This window comes from Berryella intestinalis (assembly GCF_000814825.1).
Classification (GTDB): Bacteria; Actinomycetota; Coriobacteriia; order Coriobacteriales; family Eggerthellaceae; genus Berryella; species Berryella intestinalis.
Window position 1 is genome coordinate 697,285 of the sequence record NZ_CP009302.1, and the last position, 24,715, is coordinate 721,999.

Annotated in this window: 25 protein-coding genes; 22 read left to right on the forward strand and 3 right to left on the reverse strand. The window is 67.0% G+C overall.

The features are described 5' to 3' along the window. From JI75_RS03055 to JI75_RS03065, 3 genes are read left to right on the forward strand one after another with little or no spacing between them, the layout of a single operon-like run. The gene (locus JI75_RS03055; protein ID WP_039688674.1) at positions 1–810 is read left to right on the forward strand and encodes a segregation and condensation protein A; all 810 of its coding nucleotides are present in this window, start codon (positions 1–3) and stop codon (positions 808–810) included. Then, positions 800–1,531 carry an SMC-Scp complex subunit ScpB gene (gene scpB / locus JI75_RS03060; RefSeq protein ID WP_039688676.1) on the forward strand — a complete coding sequence of 244 codons (732 nt, stop codon included), beginning with the start codon at positions 800–802 and terminating at the stop codon, positions 1,529–1,531. Before JI75_RS03055 ends, scpB begins: the two co-directional genes overlap by 11 nt. 6 nt (positions 1,532–1,537) lie before the next feature. Then, positions 1,538–2,380 carry a pseudouridine synthase gene (locus tag JI75_RS03065; protein ID WP_039688678.1) on the forward strand — a complete coding sequence of 281 codons (843 nt, stop codon included), beginning with the start codon at positions 1,538–1,540 and terminating at the stop codon, positions 2,378–2,380. Between the two features lie 132 nt (positions 2,381–2,512). On the opposite strand, the gene JI75_RS03070 is transcribed toward JI75_RS03065, so the two are convergent. Further along, positions 2,513–4,039 (reverse strand): flavocytochrome c, encoded by a 1,527-nt coding sequence (locus tag JI75_RS03070; protein ID WP_205911734.1) that lies wholly within the window; start codon positions 4,037–4,039, stop codon positions 2,513–2,515. Positions 4,040–4,372: 333 nt separating this feature from the next. Here JI75_RS03070 and JI75_RS03075 point away from each other — a divergent pair, with 333 nt between their 5' ends. The 9 genes from JI75_RS03075 to JI75_RS03115 all read left to right on the forward strand — a co-directional run bounded on the left by JI75_RS03075 (position 4,373) and on the right by JI75_RS03115 (position 13,691). Next, positions 4,373–5,293, forward strand: a complete 921-nt coding sequence (locus tag JI75_RS03075) for a LysR family transcriptional regulator (RefSeq protein WP_039688681.1) — start codon at positions 4,373–4,375, stop codon at positions 5,291–5,293. A gap of 100 nt (positions 5,294–5,393) precedes the next feature. Continuing rightward, complete coding sequence (locus JI75_RS03080) at positions 5,394–6,791, forward strand: 3-phosphoshikimate 1-carboxyvinyltransferase (RefSeq protein ID WP_039688682.1); 1,398 nt, start codon at positions 5,394–5,396, stop codon at positions 6,789–6,791. Continuing rightward, entirely contained in the window at positions 6,788–7,462 is a 675-nt protein-coding gene (cmk, locus tag JI75_RS03085; RefSeq protein ID WP_039688683.1) for a (d)CMP kinase, read from the forward strand. Before JI75_RS03080 ends, cmk begins: the two co-directional genes overlap by 4 nt. Then, complete coding sequence (locus tag JI75_RS03090; RefSeq protein WP_052241546.1) at positions 7,463–8,356, forward strand: lysophospholipid acyltransferase family protein; 894 nt, start codon at positions 7,463–7,465, stop codon at positions 8,354–8,356. A gap of 1 nt (position 8,357) precedes the next feature. Further along, positions 8,358–9,197, forward strand: a complete 840-nt coding sequence (gene ispH / locus JI75_RS03095) for a 4-hydroxy-3-methylbut-2-enyl diphosphate reductase (RefSeq protein WP_039688685.1) — start codon at positions 8,358–8,360, stop codon at positions 9,195–9,197. Positions 9,198–9,208: 11 nt separating this feature from the next. Continuing rightward, complete coding sequence (locus JI75_RS03100; protein WP_240993209.1) at positions 9,209–10,675, forward strand: DUF512 domain-containing protein; 1,467 nt, start codon at positions 9,209–9,211, stop codon at positions 10,673–10,675. A gap of 21 nt (positions 10,676–10,696) precedes the next feature. Continuing rightward, positions 10,697–12,019, forward strand: a complete 1,323-nt coding sequence (gene der / locus JI75_RS03105; RefSeq protein ID WP_039688687.1) for a ribosome biogenesis GTPase Der — start codon at positions 10,697–10,699, stop codon at positions 12,017–12,019. An 8-nt stretch (positions 12,020–12,027) separates the two neighbouring features. Further along, a complete protein-coding gene (gene plsY, locus JI75_RS03110; protein WP_052241547.1) occupies positions 12,028–12,675 on the forward strand; it encodes a glycerol-3-phosphate 1-O-acyltransferase PlsY in 648 nt (215 codons plus the stop codon). Between the two features lie 14 nt (positions 12,676–12,689). Further along, positions 12,690–13,691, forward strand: coding sequence for an NAD(P)H-dependent glycerol-3-phosphate dehydrogenase (locus JI75_RS03115; RefSeq protein WP_039688689.1), 1,002 nt, complete (start codon positions 12,690–12,692; stop codon positions 13,689–13,691). Here JI75_RS03115 and JI75_RS03120 read toward each other — a convergent pair. Further along, positions 13,688–14,164 (reverse strand): methylated-DNA--[protein]-cysteine S-methyltransferase, encoded by a 477-nt coding sequence (locus JI75_RS03120; protein ID WP_039688691.1) that lies wholly within the window; start codon positions 14,162–14,164, stop codon positions 13,688–13,690. The two genes, JI75_RS03115 and JI75_RS03120, sit on opposite strands and share 4 nt — an antisense overlap. Before the next feature lie 130 nt (positions 14,165–14,294). Between JI75_RS03120 and rpe the strand changes: the two genes are divergently transcribed. From rpe to JI75_RS03145, 5 genes are read left to right on the forward strand one after another with little or no spacing between them, the layout of a single operon-like run. Beyond that, positions 14,295–14,993, forward strand: a complete 699-nt coding sequence (rpe, locus tag JI75_RS03125; RefSeq protein ID WP_039688693.1) for a ribulose-phosphate 3-epimerase — start codon at positions 14,295–14,297, stop codon at positions 14,991–14,993. Positions 14,994–14,996: 3 nt separating this feature from the next. Beyond that, positions 14,997–16,205, forward strand: a complete 1,209-nt coding sequence (locus JI75_RS03130) for a cysteine desulfurase family protein (protein ID WP_039688695.1) — start codon at positions 14,997–14,999, stop codon at positions 16,203–16,205. Next, on the forward strand, positions 16,187–17,023 hold the full coding sequence (locus tag JI75_RS03135) for a histidinol-phosphatase (protein ID WP_240993210.1): 837 nt from the start codon (positions 16,187–16,189) through the stop codon (positions 17,021–17,023). The genes JI75_RS03130 and JI75_RS03135 overlap by 19 nt, the downstream gene beginning before the upstream one ends. Then, positions 17,020–17,856 (forward strand): Nif3-like dinuclear metal center hexameric protein, encoded by an 837-nt coding sequence (locus tag JI75_RS03140; protein ID WP_052241548.1) that lies wholly within the window; start codon positions 17,020–17,022, stop codon positions 17,854–17,856. Before JI75_RS03135 ends, JI75_RS03140 begins: the two co-directional genes overlap by 4 nt. 18 nt (positions 17,857–17,874) lie before the next feature. Further along, on the forward strand, positions 17,875–18,597 hold the full coding sequence (locus tag JI75_RS03145) for a zinc ribbon domain-containing protein (protein WP_039688700.1): 723 nt from the start codon (positions 17,875–17,877) through the stop codon (positions 18,595–18,597). A gap of 231 nt (positions 18,598–18,828) precedes the next feature. Here JI75_RS03145 and rpmB read toward each other — a convergent pair whose 3' ends face one another. Then, the gene (rpmB, locus tag JI75_RS03150; protein ID WP_039688702.1) at positions 18,829–19,020 is read right to left on the reverse strand and encodes a 50S ribosomal protein L28; all 192 of its coding nucleotides are present in this window, start codon (positions 19,018–19,020) and stop codon (positions 18,829–18,831) included. Positions 19,021–19,243: 223 nt separating this feature from the next. On the opposite strand from rpmB, the gene JI75_RS03155 reads away from it, so the two are divergent. The 5 genes from JI75_RS03155 to coaD all read left to right on the forward strand — a co-directional run bounded on the left by JI75_RS03155 (position 19,244) and on the right by coaD (position 24,657). Beyond that, positions 19,244–19,591 carry an Asp23/Gls24 family envelope stress response protein gene (locus JI75_RS03155; RefSeq protein WP_039688704.1) on the forward strand — a complete coding sequence of 116 codons (348 nt, stop codon included), beginning with the start codon at positions 19,244–19,246 and terminating at the stop codon, positions 19,589–19,591. Between the two features lie 56 nt (positions 19,592–19,647). Continuing rightward, positions 19,648–21,288, forward strand: a complete 1,641-nt coding sequence (locus JI75_RS03160; protein WP_039688706.1) for a DAK2 domain-containing protein — start codon at positions 19,648–19,650, stop codon at positions 21,286–21,288. Between the two features lie 27 nt (positions 21,289–21,315). Then, positions 21,316–23,532, forward strand: a complete 2,217-nt coding sequence (recG, locus tag JI75_RS03165; protein WP_240993211.1) for an ATP-dependent DNA helicase RecG — start codon at positions 21,316–21,318, stop codon at positions 23,530–23,532. A gap of 1 nt (position 23,533) precedes the next feature. After that, on the forward strand, positions 23,534–24,112 hold the full coding sequence (rsmD, locus tag JI75_RS03170; RefSeq protein WP_039688708.1) for a 16S rRNA (guanine(966)-N(2))-methyltransferase RsmD: 579 nt from the start codon (positions 23,534–23,536) through the stop codon (positions 24,110–24,112). A gap of 65 nt (positions 24,113–24,177) precedes the next feature. Next, positions 24,178–24,657 (forward strand): pantetheine-phosphate adenylyltransferase, encoded by a 480-nt coding sequence (gene coaD, locus JI75_RS03175; protein WP_039688710.1) that lies wholly within the window; start codon positions 24,178–24,180, stop codon positions 24,655–24,657. Positions 24,658–24,715 lie beyond the last annotated feature (58 nt).

Genomic DNA, 24,715 nt, shown 5'->3' on the forward strand with positions numbered 1-24,715 from the left:
ATGGCTTTCCGCGTCAAGACAGATTCCTTCGAAGGCCCGTTCGACCTGCTGCTGTACCTCGTGAGCAAGCAGCGGGTCGACATCGGCGCGATCTCGATCACCTCCGTGGTCGATCAGTACCTCGGCGAAGTCGCGCGCATGCAGAAACTCGACCTCGATGTCGCGAGCGATTTCCTTTTAGTTGCCTCCACGTTGCTGGAGATAAAGGCGCACAGCCTGGTTCCGCGCGAGCCCGATTCCCCCGAGGACGAGGAGATCGCCGAGCTGTCACCCAGCGAAGCGCGCGACATCCTCGTCGGCCGCCTTCTGACCTACAAGCAGTTCAAGAACGCGGCGGCGGGGCTGGGGGGTCTCTACGCTGCGCGCGGCGCCATGCTCGCGCGCACGTTCGGCCCCGACGCCGATCTGCGTTCGGTTATGCCGGATTTCCTGCGCGATGTGAGCTTGGACGGGTTGGCGTACCGCGCCGCTTGCTGCTATGCCCGCCGCGAGGTGTTCCTGCTGGAATCCGAGCATATCGCGAGCAAGCCGATTCCCGTGGAGGTGCAGGTGCGCGCGCTCCATCGGCGCATCGCGAACCGCAAGTCGCTGCGGTTTAGCCAACTGATCGACGAGGGGTCTGCGACCCCGGTGGTGGTCGTCACGTTTCTGGCGGTCCTCGAGCTGTTCAAGCGCTCGATGGTGGATCTGACCCAAGACGAGGAGTTCGGCGATATCCGGATCGACTACATCGAGGGTTCGGGAGAGCTCGTCTTCGATGGCGAAAGCGAGCGTTTGACGTCGTTCGAGGAGGATTTCCATGTTCGGTAACCTTGACGAGGGTCGCCTGTCGGCTGCCCTCGAGGCGCTTTTGTTCGTGACCGACGAGCCGGTCGACGCCGCAAAGCTCGCCGCCATGGTCGAAGTCGATCCCGCACGGGTCGAAGACGAGCTGGCCTGCTTGGCCGAGCGTTTCGAGCGCGAGGGGAGGGGCCTTTCCCTTCTGAGGGTGGCCGGCGGATGGAGGCTCTACACGCATCCCGACTTCAAGGACCTGCTGGAGAAATACGTGCTGTCGTGGGATACGCGCCGTATGTCGGAGGCGGCCCTCGAGGTGCTGGCCGTCGTCGCGTACGGCCAGCCCATCACGCGCGCCCAGATCGCCTCGGTGCGCGGGGTGAGCTCCGACTCGACGCTGAACACGCTGATCGATCGCGGATTGGTGAGGGAGGCGGGCACGCTGGACGCTCCGGGCAACCCGACCCTGTACGCGACCTCGCGCAGCTTTCTGGAGCGCTTCGGCCTCGATTCGCCCAAGGACCTGCCGGATCTGGCCGATTTCGCCCCCGATGCGGAAACCGTGCGCCTCATCAAGGAGCGCCTCGGCGCCACGCAGGTGGAGGTTTCCTCCCACGGCCTCGTCAAAGACGAGCACGGCGGGCTTTCCCTGTTCGATGTGGAAGAGCCCCGGCAGCCTTCGCTCGAATCGCTGTTCGGGGCCGTGGAGAAGGTCGACTTCGACAAGCTGACCTTCAACACCGACGACGAGTAGGCGCCCATGACCGAACCGCAGAACAGGGTGGTTCCCCTTCGCCTCCAGAAATTCCTCGCGCGCGCCGGGGTGGCCTCCCGCCGGGGATCCGAGAACCTGATGACGGCGGGGAGGGTCACCGTGAACGGCGTCGTCGTCACCGAATTGGGCAGCAAGGTGGATCCGCGCATCGACGAGGTGCGCGTAGACGGCGTGCCGGTCGTCCTCTCGGCGGGCCCCACGACCATCATGCTGCACAAGCCCGCCGGGGTCATAACCACCATGAAAGACTCCCACGGGCGCGCCTGCGTGGCCGACCTGGTTCCGACCGACCGTTACCCGGGCTTGTTTCCCATCGGGCGCCTCGACGCCGATACGACGGGGCTGCTCTTGTTCTCGACCGACGGGGAGTTGGGAAACGGGCTTCTGCATCCTCGCCACCACGTCCCGAAGCGCTATATCGCGCTGGTTGAAGGGGCGCTGGCAGAAGGCGAGGTCGAGGCGCTGCGCGACGGGGTGGAGCTCGACGACGGCCCGACCCAGCCGGCTCGGGTGGATCTTTTGGCCGACCCGCGGCGCGTGGTCGAGCGATTCGGGCTGGTTCTGCCGTCGGCGCTGGCGAAAAGCGCTCGGGCGCGTCGGGAGCAGGCCGCCAAAGAGCGCGCCTTCGACTTCTCCGCGGTGCGGCTCGAGATTCGCGAAGGGCGCTACCATCAGGTAAAGCGTATGCTCGAAGCGGTGGGCCATCCCGTGGTTGCCCTGCATCGCGACGCGTTCGGCCCGATAGAGCTGGGCGGCCTTGCCCGAGGCTCGTGGCGCGTCCTGGACGAGGGGGAAGTGGCGGCGCTCAACGGGGCGCATCGCCTCTGAGACGGCGCGGAGCCCCCGATCATGGCCTCGGGGGCTCCGTTTCGGATATGCGGCATACCGGGTGCGGCGGCCTGCGTCTGAGCCGCGTGTCGCGCCCTTTTCCGCCGATACCGCCCTGAACGCGCCGGTTCCTTACGCGGATTCCTTCGCGATCTCCTGGCCCGCGATGCGGCCGAACACCACGCAGTCGGTGATGGCGCAGCTTCCCAGGCGCACGGCGCCGTGCGTTCCGCCCGTGATCTCGCCCGCGGCGTAGAGGCCGGGGATGGGCTCGCTGTCCTGGTTCAGCACCTGCGACTTCATGTTCGTCACCAGGCCGCCCATGGTGTGATGGACCTTGGGCCACAGCTTCGAGACGTAGAACGGGGGCTCTTTGATGCCCGTCGCGCCTTCCTGGATAAGCGCGCCGAAATCCTCGTCCTTACCGGCGGCCACGAACCCGTTCCAGCGCTCCACCTCGGCGAGGAAGGCGTCTTTGGGCATGTCGAACGCCGCAGCCAGCTCTTCGAGCGTCTGGTAGGAGGTGATGACGCCCGCTTCGGCGCCGCCCTTCATGATGCGCTCGACCACGCGCTTTTCGCAGGTGGGGGCATCGCCGATCACGAGGGTCGTGTGGTTGAGCTCGAGCATCTTGTCGGCGCGCACCTTGCGGTCGCCGGTCTCCTTCACGAAGCGCTTGCCGGTCTCGGGGTCGACCATGATGCCGCATCCCACCAACCGCTCGCAGAACTGGGGGCAGTAGCCGAAGCCGCTTTCGTCGGGGCTGGTCCACGGGCCGAGCTGGATCCAGTCCATATGGACGTCCATCGCCTCGTGCTTCAGCGCCTCGCGCAGGGCCTCGCCGGTCGCGCCCTCGTGGTTGGTGCTGGTTAGCGCATCGGTCAGGCGCGGCTCGTGTATCTGGCGCATGGCGACGTCGTTGGAAAAGCCGCCCGCTGCCAGCACGACGCCCTTCTTCGCCTTCACGAAGTAGGCCGATCCGCTGTCCTCGTTTCCGATCTTGTAGCCCTTGCGGCACTCCGCGCCGATGATGCGGCCCGAGTCGTCTTCGATCAGGCGGATGAGCTTGGTGCTCATGGTGAGCTTCACGCCCAGCTCCTCGAGGCGCGCCACCTCGGCCTTCACGATATCGGCGCCCATGGCGTTGGACGTGGTGTTGGTGCGGGGGACGGAGTGCCCGCCATGGAAGTTCAGCTTGGTGAATTCCACACCGAGGCCCGTGCACCACTCGACGGCCGCGGCGGAGTTCTCGACGAGGGTCTTCACCTTGTCGACGTGGTTGTAGTACTTGCCGGTGACGAGCATGTCCTTTTGCATGAGCTCGAAGGAGTCCTCGACGCCCGCCTCTTTCTGAAGGGGGGTGCCCACAGCGGCCATGTCGCCGCCGTTGATGGTGGAGTTGCCGCCGTAGGAGGACATCTTGTCGATCACCACGACGTCGCATCCCGCCTCTTTGGCCTCGATCGCGGCGGCGAGGCCTGCAAATCCGGTTCCGACTACCAGGACGTCGGACTCGACGTCCCACTTGATCTCGGAGTCCTTCGATGCGGAGGTTCCCTTGGAGGAATTGGGAGAGCACGCCGCCAAGGCCCCTCCGCCGATGAGCGCGACGCTGGCTGCGCCTGCCGCTTTCAGGAAATCCCTTCTTCCAATAGACATAAATCCCCTTTCTCGCATAGGCGTGCGGCCGTATAGTTTCCCCTGTTCAAGCCGCATTAACGATACAGTTATTCTACTGGTTTGGAGAAAGTGAAGGGAAGCAATGTAAATTTGATGGAGGGCAACTTATCGTTTAGGAGAGCAGGGCCCGACTCGGGTGAAGCGTCGCCGAAAAGCCGCCGAGGGCGCTTCTGTGCAGGTGCGCGAGGGGGCATACTTGCCATCGGAGGGGATCGCGGCCGCATCGAAGCCCGCATTCGCCCATTCGATTTGCTACTATGTTTCGGAAGGCAATCAGGGCAGGGCGCGACAACGGCGATAAGCGAGGATTCCGTGCTCAACATCGAGATCAGGCAGCTCGAATACTTCACCGCCGCGGCGAGGATGGGAAGCTACGCCCAAGCAGCCAAGCACCTGTTCGTCTCGCCCCAGGCCATCTCCAAAAGCGTTCAAGTGCTCGAATCCCATCTGGGGGTGAACCTGTTCGAGCGCAATTCCAACGGCATCGCGCTCACCGATTTCGGGAAGCTGTTCTATGAGAAGTCCCGTGCGGTGATCGGAGAGCTCGAGGGGCTGCAGCGCGAGGCCGAGCGGCACGTGGCCGACCGCGTGTCCATCGTGTCGGTGGGCATTCACTCCCTGTGCTTCAAAGAGAACGGGGGATCGATCGCCCGCAGCGACCTCTTAAGCTTCTCGTCCCGATATCCCGACGTCGATTTCAGGTTCATGGAGATGTCGGGGGACGCCATCGTCGAGTCGATCGCGGCCGACAACCTCGATTTCGCGATAACCGTGCCGCCCGGGAACCTGGAGAGCGATTACGAGTCGATCGAGCTCAAGCTGTTCCCCATCGCGGCCATCGTCCCGCGCGAGGAGGGCGCCGCGCTTCCCGAAAGCCTGACGGTTCCCCAGCTGTCGGGCCGCAGCCTGGTGTCGCTGTCCGGCGAGCGCGAGCTGAACAAGGTGTTCATCGATCAGGCCGAGGCGCAGGGCGACCTCGTCACGGTGTCGTCGCTCCAGATCGCGCCGAACAGCGATATCGAGTTCATCACCGAGTGCAAGGTGTACTCCATCCGGCCCCTCCAGCACGCGCTGCGCACGGTGAGCTGCTCGCGGGTGGGGGTGGTCCCCGTCGTGGACGATCGGGGAGAGGCCATTTCCATCCCGCTGTACCTGTTCTGGAAGAAGGGGAGGCACCTCGCGCCCATGGAGCGCTCCCTGCTCGACCGCATCACTTCGCTGTATCGGCGGTGATCGCGTGCAGAGCGCCGAGGCCGCGCGGCCGTCGGGGCCTGCGGTAGTAGAATGACGCGGTTGGATACGTTGGTCGATCGGATCGGGGGCGCAGGCGAACATGGTGCGAAAAGGCCCGCTGCGGGGGTGCGTGCGCGTTCCCGGCGATAAGAGCATCGCACATAGGGCCCTGCTCATGGCCGCTATGGCGGAAGGGACATCCCGCATCGAGGGGCTTCCCGCATCCGACGACGTGCTCGCCACCGCGCGCGCGATCGAGAGCCTGGGTGCGCGCGTGAGCGTCGAGGGCCCTTCCTCTCTTGCGGACCTCGGGCACCGCTCGGGCGTCCCTTGCGACGACGCCGCTCCCGCCCCGTCCGCCGGCGCCCGCCCGCCCGCCTTCACCGCCTTGGTCGAGGGGTGGGGCGCGTCGGGTCCCCGCACGCCCGACGCGCCGCTCGATTGCGGGAATTCGGGGACGACCGCCCGCCTTCTCATGGGCGTGCTCGCCCCGTGGCCCGTTGAAGCGCTGATCACCGGGGACGATTCCCTTCGCCGCCGTCCCATGGGGCGCGTTGCGTCGCCGCTTTGCGCCATGGGCGCTTCGGTTTCCGCGTCGGGAAGCGCCGCCCGCGTAGATCGCCTTCCGGAGCTCTTTTTGCCGCTGCGCTTCAAGGGCGCATCGTCGGCTAAGGGCGTCACATGGGATTCGCCCATTTCGTCCGCCCAGGTGAAAAGCGCCGTCCTTCTGGCAGGTTCGCTGGCGGGCGGGACCACTTCGTTTTCCGAGCCCGCGCCCTCGCGCGACCATACCGAGCGCATGCTCCCCCTGTTCGGCGTCGAAGTGCGCACGGTCGGCGGGCGCTTGGTCGTCGAGGGGGGCCGACGGCTGCGCGCCGCGGACGTCTCGGTGCCGGCGGATCCCTCCTCGGCGGCGTTTTTCTTGGCGGCGGCCGTTCTGTCCGAGGGAAGCCGCGTGCGCGCGCAGGGCGTCGGGCTCAACCCGGGGAGGATCGCATATCTGGATGTGCTGGGCTGCATGGGCGCCCGCGTGAGCGTGCGGGCCGCACTCGCCAGCGCAGCGGAGCCCGTCGGCTCGATCGAGGCCGCCTTCACCCCCTCGCTCGTTTCGGTGGAAACCGACCCCGGACTTTCGGCGTCCATCATCGACGAGGTCCCCGTGCTGGCGCTCGTCGCGTCGAAGGCGCTCGGTACCTCGGTTTTCAGGTCGGTGGGGGAGCTGCGCAACAAAGAATCCGACCGTCTGGCGGGCATCGTGGGCCTGCTGGGGCTCCTCGGCGTGGTCGCGTATGAGGAAGGCGACGACCTCGTGGTCGAGGGGCGCGGCCGATGGAGCGCTTCGGACGCCCGTCCGTTCAGCCCCGAGGGCGACCACCGCCTCGCCATGACGGCGCTGGTGGCGAAAGCCGCGGGGGCTTCGGTTTCGGTGCTCGATGCGGCGTGCGTTAAGGTAAGCTATCCTGGTTTCCTCACCGATATGGAAAGGTTGATGTCATGATCGTTGCCATAGACGGCCCCTCGGGAGCCGGCAAGTCCACGGTTTCCAAGCTCGTCGCGAAGGAGCTGGGGTTCTCGTGCCTCGATACCGGGGCGATGTACCGCTGCATCGCGTGGAAGGCGCTTCGGGAGGGGGTCTCGCTCGAAGATGCCGAGGCGCTGGGCGCGATAGCCCGAACGTGCCGCATATCGTTTGTGCACGGCGAGGGCGAGGTCGACGCCCGCGCCGTTCTCGTGGACGGGTGCGACGTGACCGACGCGATCAGGACCGCCGAGATCGATCGGGCGGTGAGCAAGGTGTCTGCCGTGCCGGCCGTGCGCACCTCGCTGGTCGAGCAGCAGCGCGTCATCGGCCGCGCGGGCAACTACGTGGTGGAGGGCCGCGACATCGGCACGGTGGTGTTCGCCGATGCCGAGGCGAAGGTGTTCCTCACGGCCAGCGACGAAGAGCGGGCCCGTCGCCGCGTCGCCCAGAACGCCGCCCGCGGTATCGGATCCACCGACTTCGACACGGTGCTCGCCGACATCGTCGCGCGCGACGAGCGCGATTCGGCCCGCGCCGCCTCCCCGCTCGTGGCCGCCGACGATGCGGTGCTGGTCGACTCAACCGACCTTTCCCAAGACGAGGTGGTGGCCCGCATCTGCGGTCTCGCGCGCGAGCGGATGCGCTAGATGGCTGCCGACAAGAAGGCCGACGCCGCCCCGCGCGGGTACGAGCGTTTCTGGGACATGCCCTTCGGCGGGGTGTCTGCGGACCGCCATATCCCCAAGGGCGTGGCCACGATCATCATCGTGGTGGTCGCCGCCCTGAGCAAGCTGCTGTTCCGCTACCGCGTCGACCATCGCGAGCGCCTGGTCGCGCTCGCACGGGAAACCGGCGTGGTGGTGGTGTCGAACCACACCTCGTTCATGGACGTGGTGTTTCTGTTCCTGTCGGCCTGGCCGGCTATCTGGCCGCGCTTCATCGGGCGCGACACGCTGTTTGCGGGCAAGCCCCGCGTGTTCGGCTGGGCCCTGTCCCGCCTGGGCGTGATACCCATCAAGCGCGATTCGGCCGATCGAACGGCCATCAAGCGCGCCTCCACGGCGCTTAAGAACCGCGAGACGATCGTCATCCTTCCCGAGGGAACGCGGCGCGGGAAAAGCGGGCGCGCTCCCGAAGTGCACGGAGGCGCGGCGCTCATCGCCCGCATGGGCAAGGCCCCCATCCTCCCCATGACCGTGCGCGACGCCGAGAACATCAAGCAGAAGGGCCGCTTCGTGCGGTTCCCGCGCGTCACCACCGAATACGGCCAGCCCATCCTGCTGGAGGACTTCGACTTCCTCCCCAAAGACCAAAGGCTCGACGGGTGCGCGTGGTACGCGATGCGCGAGTGCTTCGCCCTCAGCCGCCGCTGCGCCCCCGAAGAGGTCGATATGGTCGAGCTCTTCCCGAACGGTTACGATTTCACCCCCGTTTTCGCCGCGCATCCGATCCCTCGGCATACTGCGGAGGAGATAGCCGCCGCGGCGGCGCGCAAGCACGAAAGAGCAGCCGGGGATCCGGCCGAGGAAGGCGGGAACTGACATGAAGGTGGTACGGGCGAAGCACGCAGGGGCATGCTACGGGGTCCAGCGCGCGCTCGACCTCGCCCTCAAAAGCGTGGCCGACGGCGGTCGCGCCTACACGCTGGGACCGCTCATCCACAACCCCCAGGTGGTGGAGAAGCTGTCCGACCAGGGCGTGACCGAGGTGTCCGCCATCGAGGACGCCGAGCGCGGATCCTCGGTGGTCATCCGCAGCCACGGCGTCACCCCCCAGGTCATGCGCGCAGTCGCGGCGGCTGGAAACACCGTGGTCGATGCGACCTGCCCTCATGTCGCGCGCGCGCAGAAGGCGGCGGCCGACATGGCGCGCCGGCTGGGCAGCGTGGTGGTCGTCGGCGAAGCGGGGCATCCCGAGGTCGAGGGCATCGTCGCGTGCGCCCGCGAGAGCACCGAGCGCGTCTACGCCGTCACCTCGCCCGCCGAGGTGCCCGCAGACATCGAGGCGCCGGTGGGCGTGGTGGTCCAGACCACCCAGCAAAAGGACAAGCTGGACGAGATCGTGTCGCATCTGCGCGCGCTCGGCATCGAGCCCGAGGTGAAGAACACCATCTGCTTCGCCACCTCGCAGCGCCAAGACGCTGCGGCGGACCTGTCCGAGCAGGTCGACGCGATCGTGGTCATCGGCGGGCGGAACTCGTCGAACACCACGCGCCTGTTCGACATCTGCGCGGCCCAGTGCGAGCGCACGTTCCACATCGAATCGGCGGCCGAGCTGGACGAATCGTGGTTTTCCGGGGTGGGCGCCGTGGGCGTGACCGCGGGCGCTTCGACGCCGGAAGACCAGATCGCCGAGGTCGTCGCCCGTTTGGAGCGCATGTGACCATCGCCCCCTTGAAAGGATCGTCCCTCTCGTATCCGGGCGCCGACATCGAGCGCGCGGCGGGGGGCGCTTCGGACGGGAAGGACGCCTGCGCGGTTTCGCCCGCCCTGCTCGCGGCGTCTCGCTGTCCCACCCACGCCCTCATCGCCAGCGTGCGAGCGGGCTCTCCGGCCGACGATGCGGGGTTTTCCCCGGGATGCTACATCACGTCGGTCGACGGGCACCCGCTGCGCGATGTCATCGACTGGCGCTGGCTGTCGGGGGATTTCTCCATCGAAGTGGGCTACATCGACACCGACGGCGATGCGGGCACGGTGGAGCTCGAGCGCGATCTGGGCGAGGACTGGGGCATCGAGTTCGACGGGCTGGTGTTCGACGACGTCATCCAGTGCCGCAACGCCTGCACGTTCTGCTTCATGCACCAGCTTCCCAAGGGCATGCGCCGCTCGCTGTACCTGCGCGACGACGACTACCGCCTGAGCTTTTTGGTGGGGACCTTCGTCACCCTCACGAACCTCGGGGCAGACGACGAGGCGCGCATCGTCGAGCAGCGCATCACGCCCCTGCACGTTTCTTTGCAGGCGACCAGCCCCGAAGTGCGCCGCGCCATCATCGGCAAGCGCGCCCAGCACGGCATCGAGGCGTTCGATAGGCTGCTTTCCGCCGGCATCGAGGCCCATGTGCAGATCGTGCTGGTTCCGGGGGCCAACGACGGAGACGAGCTGTCCGCCTCGCTGGAATGGGCCTGGGCGCGCCCGGGCATCCTCAGCGTGGGCATCGTGCCGTTGGGCTACACGCGCTTCCAGAAGCGCTTCGAGCACAGCTTCGACGACCCCGCCTCATCGGGAAGGCTCCTCGCGCAGATCGAGCCGTTCCAGCGCCGCGCCCTGTCCGAGCGGGGGGTGCCGTGGGTGCACGCCGCCGACGAGTTCTACAGCAACGCCTACGGGGCCGATCTCATCGACCGGCTGCCGCCAAGCGAGCACTACGGCGACTTCGGCCTGTTCGAGGACGGGATCGGCATCATCCGATCGTTTCTGGACGACTGGCACCGCGCGCTTGCCGAGGGCGCGGTGAAGCGCTGCGCGCAGGCGCTGAGCGCTTCGGGGAAAAGGGCGTACCTCGTCGCGGGCACCGCGCAGAGGCACTTCCTCACGCCCAGCATCGAGGCGAGCTGCCTGCGCGGCCTGCTCGAGCCCCTCTACGTCGAAAACGAGTACTTCGGCGGCAACGTGAACGTCACGGGCCTGCTCGTGGGCGCCGATGTGGGGGCCGCCATCCGCCGCGTCCACCGCGAGAGGGGAGGGCGCGATGCGATCTACCTCGTTCCCCGCGTCATGTTCAACGACGACCTGATCATGCTCGATGATAAGCGTCTGGAGGATGTGGAGGCGATCGCGGGGGTCGAAGTTAACATGGTATCCTGTTCACCGTTCGATTATCTGCGCGAGCTGACGGCCTTGGCCGAGCGCTCATAGACATAGAGAAGGAAACACCGTATGAGCCTGCCGCTTGTAGCCGTGGTCGGCCGACCCAACGTCGGCAAATCCACGTTCGTCAACCGCATCGCCCAGGCCGACGAGGCCATCGTCCATTCCATGCGCGGGGTGACCCGCGACCGCTCGTACCACGAGTCCGAGTGGAACGGCGTGAAGTTCACGCTGGTCGATACCGGCGGCATCGAGATGGGCGGCGAGGACGACTTCCAGGCGTCCATCCGCCATCAGGCATTCGTCGCCGCCGAGCAGGCCGATGCGATCGTGTTTCTGGTGGACGGCAAGACGGGCATCAACGCCGACGACGCCGAGGTGGCCCGCATCCTCAGGAAGACCGACAAGCCGGTGTTCCTGGTGGTGAACAAGCTCGACACCCCGGGCCGCACCGATGAGATCTGGGAGTTCTACCAGCTGGGAATCGGCGATCCCTGGCCGGTCTCGGCGGTTCACGGGCACGGGACGGGCGATCTGCTCGACGAGGTGGTCGTCGCGCTCCAGAAGGCCGTGGCCGGCCGGGAGCTTTCGGGTACGCTCGACACGGGCGTGAACGTCGCCATCATCGGGCGCCCCAACGCGGGCAAGTCCTCGCTCACCAACAAGCTCACGGGCAACGACCGCTCCATCGTCTCCGACGTCGCGGGAACCACGCGCGACGCGATCGACACCTACATCGAGCACGAGGGGAAGGCCTACACCATCGTCGACACCGCCGGTCTGCGCCGCAAAAGCCAGATCGACGAGGATGTCGAGTACTACGGCTTCGTGCGCGCCATGCGCGCCATCGACCGGGCCGACGTGGCGCTGCTCGTCATCGACGGCACGCTGGGGCTCACCGACCAGGACCAGCGCGTCGCGCGCTTCGCCGCCGACCGGGGCTGCGCGATGGTCATCGTGCTGAACAAGTGGGACATCGTCGAGGGACCGGAGGCGAAGGCCGAGGTGCGCGAACGTATCCAGGACCGCCTGATGTTCGTCGGCTACGCCCCGGTGGTCGCCATCTCGGCGCTCACCGGCAAGAACATCCAGCGCATCTGGGACGCCATCGACACGTCGTACGCCAACTTCCGAAAGACCATCCCCACCAACCAGCTGAACACCTGGCTGCAGGGCATCCGCGAGTTCGGGCACACCGTCTCGCACGGCAAGGCCATGCTGCGCATGAAGTACGTCACGCAGACCGGGACGTGCCCGCCGGTGTTCACCTTCTTCGCGAACCGTCCCGACCTCGTCGACGACAACTACGAGCGCTACCTCGAGAACCGCCTGCGGGAGCATTTCGACCTCGAGGGGACGCCCGTTCGCATGAAGTTCAAGAAGAAGGACTAGGCGCATGTTTGTTCGCAATCGCCGTTGCGGCCGTGTTCGCGGCCTCGTTCCTTCTGGGGTCGATACCCTGGGGCGTCATCGTCTCGCGCCTGTTCTTCCACACCGATGTGCGCCAGCACGGGAGCGGCAACATCGGGACCACCAACGCGCTGCGCACGCTGGGGAAGAAGGGCGGAGCCGCCGTGTTCGCCCTCGATGCGGCCAAGGGCCTGCTCAGCGGGGTTGCCGTCGGCCTCGCCTCCCTGCTGCCCTTCCAGGCTGCGCCCTCGGCCTTCGAGCTGCAGATCCTGTCCGCCGTCGCGTTCCTGGCCTGCACCTGGGGCCATATCTTCAGCCCGTGGCTGGGCTTCAAGGGCGGCAAGGGAATCGCCGTCGCGTTCGGATGCATGATGGTCGCGTTCGGACCCGTGCCGGGCCTTATCGAGCTGGCGGTGTTCATCGTCGTCGTGGCGGCGTCGCGCTACGTGTCGCTGGGATCGATCGCGGCGGCGTTGCTTTGCCCGATCACGGCCGCCTTCGTGTTCTGGCCCAACGGCTGGGCCGTCGCTGTGTGCTCGCTGGCCGCCGCCACGGTGGTGTGGGCCCATCGCGGCAACATCGAGCGGCTGCGCGCGCATACCGAATCGAAGCTGGGAAGCAAGAAGAGCGACCGATAGGGAAGGAGCGCCCAATGACCATAGCGGTGATCGGAGCGGGATCGTGGGGAACGGCGCTTGCCCAGGCCCTCGCGAAGAACGGAAGCCAGGTCTCCCTGTGGGCGCGCCGCGCGTCGGTTGCGCGCGCCATAGAGTCGTCCCACCGCAACCCCGATTACCTGTCGTCGGTCGAGCTGTCCTCATCCATCCGCGCGTCGTCCGACCTCGCCGAGGTCGCGCGGGAGGCCGAGGCCGTCGTGCTGGTCACGCCCTCCAAGGTCATGCGCTCGACGGCGCGCGAGCTTTCCCGCCTGGTCGGGCCGGACGTTCCCGTGCTCGTGTGCTTCAAGGGCGTCGAAGAGGGGACGGGGTGTTTGCCCCTCGAGGTGCTCGAGCAGGAGATGGGCGGCGCGGACCGCCTGGCGGTGCTGTCGGGCCCGAACCACGCCGAGGAGGTCGCCGTCGGCATCCCGGCGGCAACCGTCGTCGCCTCGCCGAGCGCGCAAACCGCCGATCTGTTCCAGCAGCTGTTCTCGGCCCCGCAGTTCCGCGTGTACACCAGCTCGGACGCGGTGGGCGTCGAGTTGTGCGCCGCCGCCAAGAACGTGATCGCCATCGCGGTGGGCCTGTCCTACGGCGTGGGCTACGGCGACAACACCGCCGCGATGCTCATCACGCGCGGTATGGCCGAGATGAGCCGCCTGGTCTCGAAGGCCGAAGGCGATCCGCTCACCTGCATGGGGCTTGCCGGGGCGGGCGACCTCATCGCCACCTGCATGTCGCACCATTCGCGCAACCGCCGCTTCGGCGAGGCCTTCGCGCAGGGCATGACGCTCGATCGGTTCTCCGAGGAAACCCACATGGTGGTCGAAGGGGCCCTCGCCTGCAGGAACCTTGCGGTCCTCGAGCGGCGCTACCGCATCGAGCTTCCCATCACCGACGTGGTGCGCGGCCTGATATGGGAGGGCCTCGCCATCGACGAGGCCCGCGACGCGCTGAACACCCGCTCGCTCAAACCCGAGTTCTACGGGATCTAGGATCTCTGCGCCGTTTTCTGCTCGAACGCCAGCAGTCCCCGCCTTACCTGGGCTGATTTGTCGTGACCGAAGGGTTCGCGGTTCTTGCCGACCACGCGGTGCGTGGGCACGATCAGCGGCAGCGGGCAGCTTTTGACGGCCGTCCCCACCGACCGGTGGGAGCCCGGCTTGCCGATGAGGCGGGCGAGCTGTTCGCAGGTGCGCTCCTCGCCGTAGGGGATCGAGCACACCTCGGTCCATACTGCGCGCTGAAACGCGCTTCCCTTCAACGACAGCCGCAGGTCGAAAGAGCGCCTTTTCCCGGCGAAGTACTCTTGGATCTCGGTGGCGGCCTGGTTGGTGAGGGCCGAGGGCGCGTTTCTTCCGGGAAGCGGCACCGCCCCGAACGCAAGCGCGGTCAGGCCGCGATCGTCGGCTGCGATGGTCAGCGGGCCGTGAGGCATGGGATAGGTGCACCAGTTCGACCGTTCCATGCATCCCTCCTTCTCGGTTATGCGCTTATTTTAGTTTAACAGTACGTTCTCATGCGCTCAGGCGCCCTCGCCCGTCGAACCGTTGCGCTAGAATGGGGATCCGTGAGAATCCAGTTGGGAAGGGTCGAGAATGTTCCAGCCTCTGCGGGTCGCCCCGTCGATTCTATCGGCGGATTTCATGAACCTGTCCGCCGATATCGAGCTCGTCGAGAGCGCCGATGCGGGATTTATCCACGTCGACGTGATGGACGGGCACTTCGTCCCGAACCTGACGATGGGCGTCCCGGTGGTCAAGCAGCTCAAGCGCATCGCGCGCATCCCCCTCGACGTCCACCTCATGGTTTCCAACCCGCTCGACCAGCTCCCCTGGTTCATCGAGGCGGGAAGCGACATCCTCACCGTCCATGCCGAAGCGCTCGGCGAGGGCGAGCTGGAACGGGCGGTCGACCTCATCCGGTCGTCGGGCGCCAAGGCCTGCGCGTCGCTGAAGCCGAACACGCCCGCATCCGCGCTCGATGCCGTCATCGACAGGCTGGACATGGCGCTCGTCATGAGCGTCGAGCCGGGATTCTCGGGGCAAAGCTACATCGAGGGGAGCGAGGACAAGGTCGCCCGCATCGCCGATATGGCTCGCGCCGCCGGGAACGAAGCCATGCTGATCGAGGTCGACGGCGGCATCTCCGCATCGACGGTCGAGCGCGTGGCGGCGGTCGGCGCCGACGTGATGGTGTGCGGAAACGCCTTCTTCAAGGCGGACGACCCCGCAGCCGAGCTGAAGCGCATCTGCGATCTGGGAAACGCCGCCCGCCGCGCGGCTCGGGAGGCGTAGGGCATGGCCGTCACCGTTTCTGAAAACTACGCGTACCTCGACTGGGCCGCGACCACCCCGCTGTGCGAAGAGGCCGTCGAGGCAATGCGGCCCTACCTGGTGCCCGGAAGGCGCAACATCGCGCTCAACGCCAACGCCAATTCCCTGCATGCGCCCGGTCGCGCGGCGTTCGAGGCGCTCGAGTACGCGCGCCGCTCGTTCGCCCGCGACATCAACGCCGCCCGTCCGAGCGAGGTCATCTTCACGGGAGGGGCGACCGAGGCCGACAACACCGCGATCATCGGGCTGGCGCAGGCCGCGGCCGCCCAGCGCAACCGCGCTCGGCAGGGCTCCTTCGAGCCCCATATCGTGATCTCGTCCATCGAACACGAGGCCGTTCTGTCCCCGGCGCACCGTTTGAAGTCGCTGGGTTTCCAGGTCACGCGCATCGATCCCGACCGCTCGGGGTTCATCCGCCCCGACAGGCTGGCCGCGGCTATCGGGCAGGACACGGTCCTCGTGTCCATCCAGGCCGCCAACAGCGAGGTCGGCTCGCTTCAACCCGTCGCCGAACTGGCCCGCATCGCCCATGATCACGGGGCGCTGTTCCACACCGATGCGGTGCAGGCCCTCGGCAAGGTCGACTTCGACGTCCAGAAGCTCGACGTCGACGCCGCCTCGTTCGCGGCGCACAAGATCTGCGGCCCCAAGGGGGTCGGCGCGCTGTACGTGCGCGCTCGCGTCCCGTTCCAAGACTACCTGCTGGGCGGCGGCCAGGAGGCCGGGCGGCGCAGCGGCACGCAGAACGTGATGGGCATCGCGGGGTTCGCGGCCGCCTCGCGCGCGGCCGTGGAGCTGCGGGCGGACGAGAGCGCTCGCCAGCGCACCCTGCGCGACCGCCTGTATTCCCAGCTGGCCTCCATCGCGGGCGTGACGCCCACGGTCTCGGTTGCGCCGGGAAGCGAGGACTACCTTCCCAACATCGTCCATGTGCTCGTTGAGGGCTACGAAAGCGAGACGCTCGTGCTGCGCCTCGACATGAAGGGGTTCGGGGTGTCGGGCGGCTCGGCCTGCTCGTCTCATTCCCTCGAACCCAGCCACGTGCTGAAGTCGATGGGAGTCGATGCGGATGCGGCTTACGGGGCCCTGCGCATCTCGTTCGGGCGATTCACCACCGAAGCCGATATCGACGGTTTCGTCGCCGCGCTGAGGGAGTGTCTGGACTGGCAATGAGGGAGCTCGTAGACGCGCATACCCATACCGAGCTGTGCGGCCACGCGACGGGATCGGTGTCCGATCTGGTGAGGGCCGCCTGCGCTCGCGGCGTGTCCACGCTGGGCATCACCGAGCACTACCCGCTTTCCCCTGCGTTCGACCCCAACGGCGATTCGGCCATGCCCGCCTCGGAGCTCCCGTCCTACCTGGAGGCGATCGAGCGGGCGCGCGTCGAGCATCCTGGGATCGAGATCCTCGCCGGCTGCGAGTTCGATTGGCTGGGCGAAGCGGACGATCGGGGGATCGAACCCGCCGATCTGGAGCGCTTCGAGCTTGTGTGCGCGTCGGTCCATTTCATCGGCACCTGGCCCATCGACCATCCCGACTTAAGCATGGAGCGCTGGGAGGTGCGCGGGGAAGCGGACGGGATATGGCGTGACTACTTCTCGCTGTGGTGCGACGCGGCCGCGTGCACCCGTCTGCCGTTCCACGTGATGTGCCATCCGGATCTGGTGAAGAAGTTCGGCATCTACCCGTCGTTTCGCGTCGATGCGCTCTACGACGACGCGGTCGATGCGGTGCTCGCCTCGGACCGCATGATCGAGACGAACGCTTCGGGGACCTTCTGCCCGTGTGCCGAGGTGTATCCGGCGCCCGACCTGCTGAAGCGGTTCGCTTCGGCGGGCGTTCCCTGCACGGTGGGTTCCGATGCCCATTGCCCGGAAAACGTGGGGCGGGGAATCTCCGAGGCGCTGCGATCGATGTATGCCGCGGGGTACCGCACGGTGACGGTGCCGACGCGCGACGGTGACCGACGGGAGGTCGAACTGGCATGAAGAACCATCTTCTGAGGGAAGACGAGCTCGCGGCGGCGCTTACCGTGGGTGAGCTGGAGCGCAGGCTGCTCGAGCTGTATCCGCGCGAAGACGCCGAGAGCTGGGACCGAACGGGCCTGGTGGTGGGCGATCCCGGCGAGCCGGTGTCGTCGGTGGCGATCGCGCTCGACCCGACGTACGCCGCGCTGTGCGCCTGCCGCGAATTCGGGGCGAACGTGCTGATCACCCATCACCCCCTGTTCATCGACCCTCCGCAGGGCTTCATCGCCTTCGGCAACGGGGGAGATGCGGCCGGCACGCGCGTGCATGCGGCGGCGCGCTGGAACGTGAGCTGCCTGTCGTTCCACACGGCGCTCGACGTGAGCTCCGACGGGGCGCGCATGCTGCCGTGGATCCTCGACCTGGAGTTCGACGGGATCGTCGTCCCCTCGGCGCGCGAGGGCCGGCTCGGATACGGGCAGCTGTGCACGGTGCGCGGCGACGAGCTGGATCTCCGGAGCCTCGCCGTGCGCTGCAAGCGGGTGTTCGGCCGCACTCCGCGCGTGTGGGGGGATCCCGATACGCCTGTTGCGCGCGTGGTCACCGCCACGGGATCGGCCGGCAACGTGATCGAGGGGGCCTTGGCCCAGGGTGCCGACTGCCTGGTGTGCGGCGAGGTCAAGTACCATGACGCCCTCGATGCGCAGGAGCGGGGGCTTTCGCTCGTCGAGCTCGGGCACGACGTGAGCGAGCTGCCGTTCTGCGCGGTTCTCGCCAAAGCGGTCGCATCGGTGGGCGTCGACGCCGAGTCGATCCACATCTACGATCAAAGTTCTAACTGGTTCACCGTATAGGTTTGCAAGGGGGGCGCTATGCAGCTGCGACACGAGGATATGAACAACCTGATGAGGCTCCAGCGCGTCGATCTGGACATCGCGCGTTCGAAAAGAGAGTTCGACGAGCTGCCCGCGCGCAAAGAGCATGCGTCCGTGAGGGCGAAGATCGCCCAGGTCGAACAGAAGGCCCGTGCGCTCGCCTCGGCGCAAAAGCAGCTGACCGACTCGATAGCCCAGGCCGAGGCCGAAGACGCCCGTTTGGCCGAAGAGCAGGCGGGCGCCCAGGCGAGGATCGATGCGGCGGGGACGGACTACCGCAGCATCGAGGTCGATTCCAAGAAGCTGCGCTCTTTGGGCGACAAGCGCACGGCGTGCGAGAAGCGCCTCGAGAAGCTCTATGCCGATTCCGAGAAGGCGGCGGGTCTGCGCAGGCAGATCGAGGAGGCCCGGTCGGCGCTCGCCTCGGAGGATCGACGCTGGTCGGAGTCGCTCGAGGCGGCGCGGGCGGAATACGGCAAGAAGGCCGATGCGCTGGCCGACCGCCGCGACGATCTGGCTTCGCAGCTGCCCGCCGACCTGCTGAAGCGCTACGCCGCATCGGTTGCGCGCGGAGGCGGTGTGGGAGTGGGCGTGCTCAGCGAGGGAAAGTGCGGCTCGTGCCGAACGCCCCTCGAGCACGGCAAGCTCATCGAGCTGCGCGCCCATGCCCCGTTGGGCGTGTGCCCGAACTGCGGGCGCCTGCTCATCGTCGCCGATTGATCCTGCCATCGCGCCGGGTGAGGGGAACAGCGGGGCCGCGGCGCGGTCGCGGTCCCGCTTGCGGCGCAGGCCGCAAGAGGCGGCGAGGGCCCGAAGCGCTTTGCCGAGCCGCCTTCCGCGGGTTCCCTTCGCACAAAGGGTTTCGCCGAGGGGGCAAAACGTTCGGGAAACGAGAAAAAGCCCCGCAGCGACTGCGGGGCTCGAATGCCAAAAAGGGAGTTGGGTCGCGCGTTAGGCGCGCTCGACCTTGCCGGCCTTCATGCAGCTGGTGCACACGTTGGCCTTGCGAACGCGGCCCTTCGCGTCCCTGATGGTGATCTTCTGGATGTTGGGGCGGAACATGCGCCCGGTCACGCGATGAGAGTGGCTGATGTTGTGCCCGGCGACGGGGTGCTTACCGCAGATTTCGCAAACTTTAGACATATTGAATCAACTCCATGCTTGGCATTCCATCGACGAATGAAATGGTAATCGACAAACAGCCTTGGAAGTGTACCATAAACGTTTTCAAGGCCGCAAGGTTTTTTCCTGTATAGGGTTTCGCCTCGCCGCAGCGCGCACCGCGGGCCACGGCCTTTAGTCTATACTACCGTTGATCTGATCATACAACGGGCGAGACAGCGCCCGTTCATCGAAAGGACCGCATATGAGCACCGTCATTCCCGGAGAGCTCCACGTCGCCAACGACGTGCTTGCCGATATGGTGGGCCATGCCGCCGCCGAGTGCTACGGCGTCGTCGGCATGACCGCACCCACCAACGTGCCCGGTATCGCCAAGATCCTCCCGACGTCCCGCCTGCGCCGCGGCGTGGTGGTCGAAGCCGTCGAAGGGGGGATCCACGTCGATCTGTATGTGGTCATGGAGTACGGGACCAATATCAACACCGTGTCCCAGAACCTGGTCGACCAGGTGTCCTTCGTGCTGAAGGAGTACGCGCGCGTTCCGCTCGCCGGAGTCGACGTGCACGTCCAGGGCGTCAAGGTCCGCAAGTAGCAACAGGGTCGCGCACCCCGTTTCAGGGTGCGGCATGCAAGGAGAATCTTCAACTTATGTCTGAATACACCGCCAACGATACGCTCAACGCCCTCGCGGCGGCGAGCAAGGGGCTTTCCGCGCGCAAAGACGAGATCAACCGCCTCAACGTCTTTCCGGTGCCGGACGGAGACACCGGCACTAACATGTCGCTCACGCTCGAATCGGTCATCGGAAACGTGGCCCGCGTTCCCATCGGGGCCCCGTCGGCCGACATCTACAAGGCCATCACCACCGGCGCGCTCATGGGCGCGCGCGGCAACTCGGGCGTCATCACCTCGCAGATCCTGCGCGGTCTGTGCGAGGGCTGCGCCGAATGCTCGACGTTCGACACCGCGGCGCTCGACACCGCGTTCGCCCGCGCTCAGGAAGTTGCGTTCCAAGCGGTCCGCAAGCCCGTCGAGGGGACCATCCTCACCGTGCTGCGCGACATCGCCTCGGCGGCCAGGCAGGCGCATAAGAAGCGCCTTTCGCTCGACGACGCGCTCGAGTTCGTGGTGGGCGAAGCCTACGCTTCGGTTCAGCGCACGCCCGAGTTCCTGCCCGTTCTGAAGGAGAACAACGTGGTCGATGCCGGCGGGTACGGCCTGGCCATCCTCGTCGACGGCTTCGTCGCCGCGCTCATGGGCAAGGAAGGGGGGCTGAAAGACGAGTTCGCGTTCGCGCGGACCGACGCCCCCAAGGTGGAGATCGAGCTCATCAACGACTGGGAGGGCTCGGAGTTCCGCTACTGCACCGAGTTCCTCGTGCATTCCGATTCGGTCGACGTCGATGCGGCCCGCGAGTTCCTTCCCACCATGGGAGACTGCGACCTTATGGTGGGCATGCATCCGAACTTCAAGGTGCACGTCCATTCGAACCGCCCCGACCAGGTGCTCCAGTGGTTCCTCACCCATGACTCGCAGATCTCGGAGGTCCATATCCACAACATGCAGCTGCAAAGCGCCGAGCGCGCCGACAAGCTGGCTTCCGAGCAGGCCTCCCAGGAAGCCGAGCGCAAGCCCTACGGCTTCGTCGCCGTCGCGAGCGGCGCGGGCAACGCGAAGATCCTCAAGAGCCTGGGCGTCGACGTGGTGGTCTCGGGCGGTCAGACCATGAACCCGTCCACCAAGGACCTGCTCGACTCCATCGCCTCCATCAACGCCGATAGGGTCATCGTGCTGCCGAACAACTCGAACATCATCATGGCCGCCCAAAGCGCTTGCGAGCTGGCCGACATCCCGTGCGGCGTGGTTCCCACCAAGACGGTTCCGCAGGCGTTTTCCGCCCTGTTCGGGTTCAACGAGGGATGCGACCTTTCGGCCAACCTCGAATCCATGACCGAGGCGTTTTCCGACGTCAAGACCGGCGAGATCACCCGTGCGGTGAAGGATTCGCGCGACGCGCACGGCAACCCCATCGCCTCGGGCGACGTCATCGGCATCGCCGACGGGTCCATCGAGGCCGTGGGATCCGATATCGCTCAGGTGGTCATGGCCCTGCTCGACGCGATGGAGGCCGAAGACGCCGACACCCTCACGCTTTTGGCGGGCGAGGATTTCAGCGACGAAGAGGCTGCGGCGCTGGTCGCGCTCATCGAGGAGAAGTACGAGGACATCGAGGTCGAGTCGCATCGCGGGGAGCAGCCGCTGTACCCGGTCGTCTTCTCCGTCGAATAGCGGCCCGAAGAAAGCGCGGGCGGTTCGGTGGCAGACGGATCCAAGCACTCGAGGGCCGCGCGAGAGACCCCGCGCGATCGCCTGGAGGCCACGATGGCGCTCGACGCCGATGCGTCGGCCGTGCGCCTCGTCAGCCCCGCGCGGGCCGCGGCCCTGCGCAAGCTCGGGGTGCGCACCGTCCGCGACCTGCTCGAGCACTTCCCCCGCCGCTACGTGGACCTGTCCAGCGTCCAGGCGGTCGCCCATGCGGCCATCGGCGAGAACTGCACGGTGAACGGGCGCGTCCACGAGGTGAAGCTCAAGCGCCCCCGCCGCAACCTGTCTCTGGTCGAGATCTCGCTCGTAGACGATACGGGCGTGCTCATGGTAACGGCGTTTCGCCAGCCCTGGCTGGCCGACCAGATCAAGCCGGGCGCGGCGGTCGCGGTTGCCGGCAAGGTCGAGTTCAACTACGGGTTCAAGCGCATGACCAACCCGTTCATCGAAGTGCTCGACGACGCGGGCGGGCAAACGGGCGGGCTGGTGGTGCCCATCCACCCCGCCACCGAGAAGCTCTCGACCGCCTGGGTCCGCCGCTTAGTGAGAAACGCCTTGCAGCACACGGCGGGGATGCTCGACCCGCTTCCGCTCGAGCTGCGCGCGCGCCGCGGCCTCATGAGCCGCGGGTGCGCCTTCAACGCGATCCATTTCCCCCGGTCGATGGCCGAACAGGCCTCCGCCCGCCGCCGCCTTGCCTACGAGGAGGTGCTTTTCCTCCAGTTGCAGCTCATGCGGGACGAATCGCTGAACCGCGAGGGACGCGTCCCCGTTGCGCATCGAGTGGACGGGCGCCGCGTGACCGAGCTCTCGGCGGCCCTTCCGTTCGAGCTGTCCGCCGAGCAGCGAAGCGCGGTGGGCGAGATCCTGTCGGTCCTGGCGGCCCCGAAACCTGCGAATCACATGCTTCTGGGCGACGTGGGAACGGGAAAGACCGTCGTGGCGGCCCACGCCCTGGCTGCGGTGGCCGATACCGGAACCCAGGCCGCGCTCATGGCCCCTACCGAGATCCTCGCCCGTCAGCACGCCGCCACGCTCGGCCCGCTTTTCGATCGGGTGGGAGTGATCTGGGACGTCCTGACCGGATCGACCCCTGCCGACGAACGCGCGCTGCTGCTCGAGCGCGTGGAGGCCGGGGTGGTGGACGTGCTCATCGGAACCCATGCGCTCATCGAGGACGCCGTGCGCTTCAAGGACCTTTCGCTCGCGGTCATCGACGAGCAGCAGCGCTTCGGCGTCGACCAGCGCGCGAAGCTGGTGGGGAAGGGGTCTTGCCCCGATGCGCTCTTCCTCACGGCCACGCCCATCCCGCGCACCCTTGCGCTTGCCCTGTACGGCGGGATGACCCTGTCGTATCTGCGCCATCGCCCCGCCGGCGCCGCGCCGCGCGCGACCCGGGTGCTCACCAAGGATTCCCGCGGCATCGCCTACGACGCCGCCAAGGAGGCGCTCGCGCGGGGCGAGCAGGTCTACGTCGTGTGCCCTTTGGTGGGGGCGTCTGCCGCCGAGGGCGGGAAGAGCGCCGACGGGGGATCGCAGGCCGAGTCCGAATACGTCTACGCGTCCATCAGCATCGAATCGGACGACGACCTATGCGAGGCCGAGCTTTCGTCCGCGGAGGGGGAGGCGGCGTTTCTCCAGACGAAGGTGTTCACCGATCACGCGGTCGAGCTGGTGCACGGGAAGATGCCCGCGCGGCGCAAGCAGGAGGTCATGGAGCGGTTCCGGTCGGGGCAGACCCAGGTGCTCGTGGCCACGACGGTGATCGAGGTCGGCGTCGACGTCGCGCAGGCCACGATCATGATCATCGAGGATGCCGATCGGTTCGGTTTGGCCCAGCTGCACCAGCTGCGCGGCCGCGTGGGGCGCGCGGGTCTTCCCGCCCAGGTGTTCTTGGTGTCGTCTTCCCGCTCCGAGCAGGCCCTCGCGCGCCTTGCGGCCATGGAGGGGACCGATGACGGATTCGAGCTCGCATCGTTCGACCTGTCGCTTCGCCGCGAGGGCGACATCCTCGGGAACCGCCAGCACGGGGCGTCGGGGCTGAAGCTGGTGAACGTGGTACGCGACGCGGCCCTCATCGAAGCCGCCCACGAAGACGCCCGCGCGATCGTCGAGGCCGATCCGCTGCTCGAGGGGGAAGACGTGCGCGCGCTCGCGCGGGAGGCGCGGCTGTCGTTCAGCCGATCAACCGAGTTCCAAGGAGGATAGCGTGCGCATCATAGCAGGACAGTTCAAGGGCCGTCCCATCGACGCGCCTGCGGGGGATGCGACGCGCCCGACGGTCGATCGGGTGCGAGAGGCCCTGTTCAGCTCGCTTATCAGCATCGGAGGGCCCCTCGAGGGCGCGTGCGTGCTCGACGCCTTCGCCGGGTCGGGCGCGCTGGGCATCGAGTCTCTGTCCCGCGGGGCGGCCCGCGCCGTGTTCTGCGAGTGCGATCCGAAGGCGCATCGCGTCGTCGTATCCAACCTCGCGCGGTGCAAAGTCGGGCGCGACCGCGCCTGCGTGCTGAGGGCCGACGTTTTCAATTCGGCGGCGCGCCTGGGTCCCGTCCCGTTTAACCTCGTGTTCCTCGACCCCCCGTACCGGTACGCTCCCGAAGAGGCGCTGTCGATCCCGGCCTGCCTCGCGGCGTCCGGGATGCTGGCTGAAGGCGCGCTCGTCGCCTACGAGTTCGACGCGAAGTCGGGCGGGGCGGTGCGCGAGCGGGCCGAAGCCGCCGGGTTCTCGCTGTTGGCGGATAAAAGGTACGGAAAGACCGGCGTCGCGATCCTGCAGGTCGAAGGGTAGGGCATAATACGCTTGTCGTTTCCAGCGCAGCGGGATGCGCTTTTCAGATGAGAGGGGACCGTTCAATGAAGCGAGCGCTCACACCGGGGACCTTCGACCCCATCACGCTCGGCCATCTCGACGTCATCACGCGCGCGTCGCAGCTCGTGGACGAAGTGGTGGTGGCCGTCGCCGCATCGAAGAAGAAGAATCCTCTGTTCGATATCGACGAGCGCGTGGCGTTGGTCGAGCGGGCCGTCGCCCACCTCCCGAACGTGCGCGTGGTCGCCTTCGACTCCCTCCTGGTCGACTTTGCCCGCGAGGTCGAGGCGACGGTCGTGATCAAGGGCCTGCGCGCCATCACCGACTTCGAGTACGAGTTCCAGATGACGGCGATGAACTACCAGCTCGACGAAGAGCTGGAGACGGTGTTCATCATGTCGTCGCCGGAATACATGTACCTGTCCTCTTCCATCGTTCGCGAAATAGCCAGCTTGAAAGGGGATTACGCACGTTTCGTGCCCACGTGCGTCGCCGAGGCGCTGGCCGAGCGCTTCGGCGGCTGAGGCGGCTTTTCCCGCGCCGCCGCCCGATTCGGCGCAGATGCCGCTTCCGCGGGATCGG

Excerpts from the sequence above, each read along its gene's own strand:
- JI75_RS03055 (WP_039688674.1), top strand. The coding sequence starts at position 1 with ATGGCTTTCCGCGTCAAGACAGATTCCTTCGAAGGCCCGTTCGACCTG.
- scpB (WP_039688676.1), top strand. The coding sequence starts at position 800 with ATGTTCGGTAACCTTGACGAGGGTCGCCTGTCGGCTGCCCTCGAGGCG.
- JI75_RS03065 (WP_039688678.1), top strand. The coding sequence starts at position 1,538 with ATGACCGAACCGCAGAACAGGGTGGTTCCCCTTCGCCTCCAGAAATTC.
- JI75_RS03070 (WP_205911734.1), bottom strand. The coding sequence starts at position 4,039 with ATGTCTATTGGAAGAAGGGATTTCCTGAAAGCGGCAGGCGCAGCCAGC.
- JI75_RS03080 (WP_039688682.1), top strand. The coding sequence starts at position 5,394 with ATGGTGCGAAAAGGCCCGCTGCGGGGGTGCGTGCGCGTTCCCGGCGAT.
- cmk (WP_039688683.1), top strand. The coding sequence starts at position 6,788 with ATGATCGTTGCCATAGACGGCCCCTCGGGAGCCGGCAAGTCCACGGTT.
- JI75_RS03090 (WP_052241546.1), top strand. The coding sequence starts at position 7,463 with ATGGCTGCCGACAAGAAGGCCGACGCCGCCCCGCGCGGGTACGAGCGT.
- ispH (WP_039688685.1), top strand. The coding sequence starts at position 8,358 with ATGAAGGTGGTACGGGCGAAGCACGCAGGGGCATGCTACGGGGTCCAG.
- der (WP_039688687.1), top strand. The coding sequence starts at position 10,697 with ATGAGCCTGCCGCTTGTAGCCGTGGTCGGCCGACCCAACGTCGGCAAA.
- JI75_RS03115 (WP_039688689.1), top strand. The coding sequence starts at position 12,690 with ATGACCATAGCGGTGATCGGAGCGGGATCGTGGGGAACGGCGCTTGCC.
- JI75_RS03120 (WP_039688691.1), bottom strand. The coding sequence starts at position 14,164 with ATGGAACGGTCGAACTGGTGCACCTATCCCATGCCTCACGGCCCGCTG.
- rpe (WP_039688693.1), top strand. The coding sequence starts at position 14,295 with ATGTTCCAGCCTCTGCGGGTCGCCCCGTCGATTCTATCGGCGGATTTC.
- JI75_RS03130 (WP_039688695.1), top strand. The coding sequence starts at position 14,997 with ATGGCCGTCACCGTTTCTGAAAACTACGCGTACCTCGACTGGGCCGCG.
- JI75_RS03140 (WP_052241548.1), top strand. The coding sequence starts at position 17,020 with ATGAAGAACCATCTTCTGAGGGAAGACGAGCTCGCGGCGGCGCTTACC.
- JI75_RS03145 (WP_039688700.1), top strand. The coding sequence starts at position 17,875 with ATGCAGCTGCGACACGAGGATATGAACAACCTGATGAGGCTCCAGCGC.
- rpmB (WP_039688702.1), bottom strand. The coding sequence starts at position 19,020 with ATGTCTAAAGTTTGCGAAATCTGCGGTAAGCACCCCGTCGCCGGGCAC.
- JI75_RS03155 (WP_039688704.1), top strand. The coding sequence starts at position 19,244 with ATGAGCACCGTCATTCCCGGAGAGCTCCACGTCGCCAACGACGTGCTT.
- JI75_RS03160 (WP_039688706.1), top strand. The coding sequence starts at position 19,648 with ATGTCTGAATACACCGCCAACGATACGCTCAACGCCCTCGCGGCGGCG.
- coaD (WP_039688710.1), top strand. The coding sequence starts at position 24,178 with ATGAAGCGAGCGCTCACACCGGGGACCTTCGACCCCATCACGCTCGGC.